Genomic DNA, 4,731 nt, shown 5'->3' on the forward strand with positions numbered 1-4,731 from the left:
GCCGGGGAGCCTCCTCGGCGCTTAAGCGCCTGTGGGGTCTCCCCAGCCCCGTACTCCCGCAGGAGTCTTCGCCGCCTTCCGCTCCAATCAACTATAACCTTTAATACAGCCTTTTTTATAAGAAAAGTCCACTATAGATGCGCTTCCGGCTAGGCGCTTGCGCTTCTTTTTGAATTACTATACCTTATGGCAGATAGGTTAGAAAGGTTCCTTTTCCACGATAAAAAAGATAGGTAATGGCCCCTTGCTGGTCCGTACGGTATATTTTTGCTTTTAAGGCTTCCAAACGACGTAGTACTTCCTGATGCGGATGCCCAAAACGGTTATGTTCACCGACTGAAATGAGAGCCGCCTTTGGCTTAATTTGATTGATAAACACCTCTGCACTGGACGTTTTACTTCCATGGTGGCCAGCTTTTAATACATCAATCGTTAAATGGGGATACTGTCTTATAATTGCCTCTTCCCCCTCCTGGTCAAGATCCCCTCCAAAAAACCAGCTGAGACCTCCCATCTTGGCAACGAAAGCGACGGACCCTCTATTTCGCTCACCCGTGAAGTTTTTTTTCGGGGACAAAATATAAAAATTATTTTCACCTTGATGCCAATTATCTCCGGATGATACTTTTATAACGGGTATTCCATGTTTCACTGCTTCTTTTGTGATATGCTGTTCGGTTTCAGAAGGCTCTGTAACAGATGGCATTAAAATCTGCTTGACCTTTAGCTCAGCAAGAATGGAGTTAGCACCGCCAATATGGTCCATGTCCCCATGGGTGAGGATTAATTTATCAATCTTGGTAATACCTTTCGCTTTCAAAAAAGGAACCACCACATCCCGGCCAACTTCAAATGGTCTGGCCTGTTGTTTCCACCTTTCCTCTACAAAATTCATTGAACCTCCTGTATCAATTAGATAATCACCCCGTCCATGGGGAAAATGAATAAAAATACTATCCCCCTGTCCTACATCAATCATTGTCACTTCTCCATAAGGATTCAACCAATTCCAGCATGGCTGAATGGAAAGAAGCATTACCAAAATAACGAAAATATGCACCTTCTTTTTAGGATAAGCCCCTCTTTCCCATACATAAAAGAATGAAACAATTAGGATGATGTAAAGAATGGTGATTAAGTTAGGAGGCCTTCCCGGACTAAAATTCGTGAAAGGCACATTCCCCAAAGCCTGAATAAGCTTATTGGATAACTCAATCGTCTTTTGGACGAAGAAAATCAGTATGTCTGGGGTTGTTCCAGTCAGTAATTGAATCATAAATAGGACATAAACGGCAGGAAGATAGACAAATGAAAATAGGGGGATATACAACAAATTAGCCGCTATCCCTATAAAGGAAAGTTGAAAATAGTGGTAAAGTAAAAGCGGCATCGCGGACAACTGGGCTGTTACAGAGGTAGCAATCATTTTTGCCCCATTCCCTTGATGCCATTTGAGAATTTTGGGGGCAGAAAGAATGATCGCAAAGCTGACTAAAAAGGAAAGCTCGAATCCACTATCAAAAATAATCATTGGGGACCCAAAGATATAGAAGAGAAAGGCCAAACTTAGAGCATCGATGGTTAAAAGCCTTAGATGATGCTTCCATTTTTCAGTGATTAAAATCAGGGCAATCATTAGCGCAGAGCGTATAACGGATGGGGAACTGCCTGTTAAGAGGACGTAAATAGGCAAGAGACTCAGAAGAAAATTTGTCATAAACTGTCTAGTCAGTCCGCATCTAAGTCCAATATAAAAAATCATCCCAATGAACAAGGAAACATGGAGACCTGAAATGGCCAATAAGTGGACGATTCCCGTCCGTTGGTAGTCACTTAATAATTCAGGGTCAAGGATATGGGTATCACCGAATATTAGAGCTGCTGACAACCCTGCAATTTCCGATGGAAAGTTCTTTTCTAGATAGTTAATTCCTTCAAAACGAAGTTGTTTTACAAATGCGGACAGAGAATGTTTTATGGGTTTACAATGATGAAGGGGACTTTGTTGAAGTTCAATAACCCAAAATATTTCTTTTGTGGCCAAATACCTCTGATAGTTAAAACCATTCGGATTTTTAGCCGCAGCAGGTTTCTTTAATGTACCTGTAATCCGGCAAATGCAGCCATAAGGACTTTGACTTTGCAGAAGCTGTTTTTCTTCCTCCGAATTTATCTGATAACGAAGCAAAACTTTTTCATTATAGAACCGTTCTTTTCCTTGTACTTTTAATAGATTGCCATCAATAATTGGATCTTTGATATATTCTATGTAAAAGTCAGTTTTCGCTGGCGGAAGCTTCGTGTGATTATGGACATTGACCCACTCTCCTTTAAGATAAAAGACAAAACCCATCAGAATGATCAGGACAATTTGGGCTAGTTTTAACTTTTTAAATTTAGCTATGGCAAGGAGAAATAGAAAAGTTACTATAAAATAGGGGAAAAATGAAACAAGTGAACACAAAACACCTAAGAAGGCACTTAGAGCAATATAAATATATTTTCCGCTCATATTTTTCTCCGCTTTTTGATATTTTGTAAATACTGAGGAATTGTTATGAATTTTAGGGGGGGACGCCGGTCATTTCCGGCGTCTTATAAAGGAAGTTATTTACCTAGTTGAATCATTGGTTCTTTCAATTCAACCTTTTCAAGTTTCACCTTGGCTTGATCAAACAGTTCAAGCGCATAGGGATGATTTTTATAATCCTCTGCATAATAGACCGTTTTAATCCCTGCCTGAATAATCGCTTTACAGCATTGAAGGCATGGAAAATGGGTCACGTAAATTTCAGCATCAGAGGTCGGAACACCAAACTTTGCACACTGTAACAGTGCGTTCATCTCCGCATGGACTGTCCGTACGCAATGATGGTCGATCACATAACACCCCTTGTCAATACAATGGTCTCCGCCGGCAATAGAACCATTATAGCCACCGGCAATAATTCGTTTATCTCTGACAATCGTTGCCCCCACGGTTAATCTTGTACAGGTACTTCTTAATGCGAGCAAATGGCTTTGTGCCATAAAATATTGGTCCCACGAAATTCGTTCCATGCTTCCCACTCCCTGTGTAACGTTTCTTTTAAGTTTACTGGTACAGCCTTTTCAGGTCAATGGAAGTTTCATTTTACTACAATCAAATCCTTTAACTTTTCAAAGGTTTTATCCCCAATTCCAGTTATATTTTTTAAGTCGTCAATCGTTTTAAATGGCCCACTTGTATTTCGGAATTCGATAATGGCCGCTGCCTTAGCTGGACCAATCCCCGGGAGATTCTGCAGCTCTTGTTCATCCGCCTTATTAATATTAATTTTCCCCTGTTTTTGCCCCGTCCCGCTCAATGCAGTTCCGCCGGTTCCAGTTGTTGCAGGTAAAGCGCTTCCCTCTTCACCCTTTCCTGGTATGTAAATGACCATTTCATCCTCCACATGCTCAGCAAAATTAACTTGTGTTTGGTCAGCCTGGTTTGTTAACCCACCTGCTCGCCCTATTACGTCAATAACCCTCTCTCCAGTATTAGATTGATAAACTCCTGGATGAGTTACTTGCCCCTTTACATCTACCATGATATTTTCAGGCTGATTAACCGCGGGTGTGTCTTTCTTTTCAGTTGGCGTCTCTACAGCCTTTGTCAGGGCCTCATCCTCCTGGCTGAGAGAAGTCAATGGAGCCGACTCCTCAGGACCTTGTACATAAAAATAATAAAAACCACCAACAACAAGCAATAACACAACTGCAAAGTGAAACTTGTGTTCCATTAACCAATCTTTCATGATATCCATCCTTTCTAAAGGTATATTTCACATTTCATTTTCATAAAGTTATAAAAGAATACGGATGCGAAGGAGGGTCGTTGATGAATATAGGTATTATCGGTACCGGTAATATGGGAAGAGTCTTAGTGGAGGCTTTGATTGACGGAAAGGCCGCTTCCCCTTCTTCCTTGATGATTACGAATCGAACCAAATCCAAAGCCATGCTGCTTAAAGATAAATATAAGGACCTATTAATTGGAGCAAATCCAGAAGAAGTTGCTGCACAATCTGATTTAATCTTTATTTGTATAAAGCCATTAGACATTCGGAAAATGCTTGATCAAATCAATCCCCATTTATCTCCTGATAAGTGTCTTGTTTCGATAACTAGTCCTGTCAGCACACGCCAAATCGAAAATAGGGTATCCTGTTCAACTGTCCGAGTAATTCCTAGTATTACAAATCGAGCATTAGCGGGGGTCTCACTCGTTACGTATGGGGAAAATTGCAGCGACCATTGGAAAATGAAACTAGAAAAACTCATTTCGAAGATTTCTGTTCCGGTTTGTATTGATGAACGAATAACGAGGGTAGCTTCTGATATTGTTAGCTGTGGACCTGCTTTCTTTAGCTATTTGCTTCAGAATTTTATTAAAGCTGCTGTTAAGGAGACTGAAATTGATACAGAAACAGCGACTGTTTTTGCAAGTGAGATGATTGTAGGACTTGGAGAATTAATTAAACAAGGGCATTATACCCTTCCATCCTTACAAGAAAAGGTTTGTGTAAAGGGCGGGATAACAGGGGAAGGGATTAAGGTGTTAGATAGTGAGCTCGGGCCTGTATTTGAACATGTCTTCCAAGCCACCCATGCTAAATTTAAAGAGGAACTAGAAAAGGTAGAAATTCAATTCTCTAGACAATAATTCGCTAATCATTTACAAATTCCTCTAATAAAAAATAAAAAAAG

The 4,731-nt window shown here is 40.5% G+C and carries 4 protein-coding genes; 1 reads left to right on the plus strand and 3 read right to left on the minus strand.

The genetic code is table 11. From position 1 onward, the window contains the following. Positions 1-184 precede the first annotated feature (184 nt). From V7077_RS03350 to V7077_RS03360, 3 genes are all read right to left on the minus strand, one after another. Entirely contained in the window at positions 185-2,512 is a 2,328-nt protein-coding gene (locus V7077_RS03350; RefSeq protein ID WP_335498436.1) for a DNA internalization-related competence protein ComEC/Rec2, read from the minus strand. A gap of 95 nt (positions 2,513-2,607) precedes the next feature. Further along, positions 2,608-3,060 carry a ComE operon protein 2 gene (locus V7077_RS03355; RefSeq protein WP_335498437.1) on the minus strand — a complete coding sequence of 151 codons (453 nt, stop codon included), beginning with the start codon at positions 3,058-3,060 and terminating at the stop codon, positions 2,608-2,610. A gap of 68 nt (positions 3,061-3,128) precedes the next feature. Then, positions 3,129-3,779 (minus strand): helix-hairpin-helix domain-containing protein, encoded by a 651-nt coding sequence (locus V7077_RS03360; protein WP_335498438.1) that lies wholly within the window; start codon positions 3,777-3,779, stop codon positions 3,129-3,131. Positions 3,780-3,862: 83 nt separating this feature from the next. Between V7077_RS03360 and comER the strand changes: the two genes are divergently transcribed. Further along, positions 3,863-4,687 (plus strand): late competence protein ComER, encoded by an 825-nt coding sequence (gene comER, locus V7077_RS03365; RefSeq protein WP_335498439.1) that lies wholly within the window; start codon positions 3,863-3,865, stop codon positions 4,685-4,687. Positions 4,688-4,731 lie beyond the last annotated feature (44 nt).

The sequence above is a fragment of the Neobacillus vireti genome (assembly GCF_036962465.1).
GTDB classification, from domain to species: domain Bacteria; phylum Bacillota; class Bacilli; order Bacillales; family Cytobacillaceae; genus Neobacillus; species Neobacillus vireti_B.

Excerpts from the sequence above, each read along its gene's own strand:
- V7077_RS03350 (WP_335498436.1), bottom strand. The coding sequence starts at position 2,512 with ATGAGCGGAAAATATATTTATATTGCTCTAAGTGCCTTCTTAGGTGTT.
- V7077_RS03355 (WP_335498437.1), bottom strand. The coding sequence starts at position 3,060 with ATGGAACGAATTTCGTGGGACCAATATTTTATGGCACAAAGCCATTTG.
- V7077_RS03360 (WP_335498438.1), bottom strand. The coding sequence starts at position 3,779 with ATGAAAGATTGGTTAATGGAACACAAGTTTCACTTTGCAGTTGTGTTA.
- comER (WP_335498439.1), top strand. The coding sequence starts at position 3,863 with ATGAATATAGGTATTATCGGTACCGGTAATATGGGAAGAGTCTTAGTG.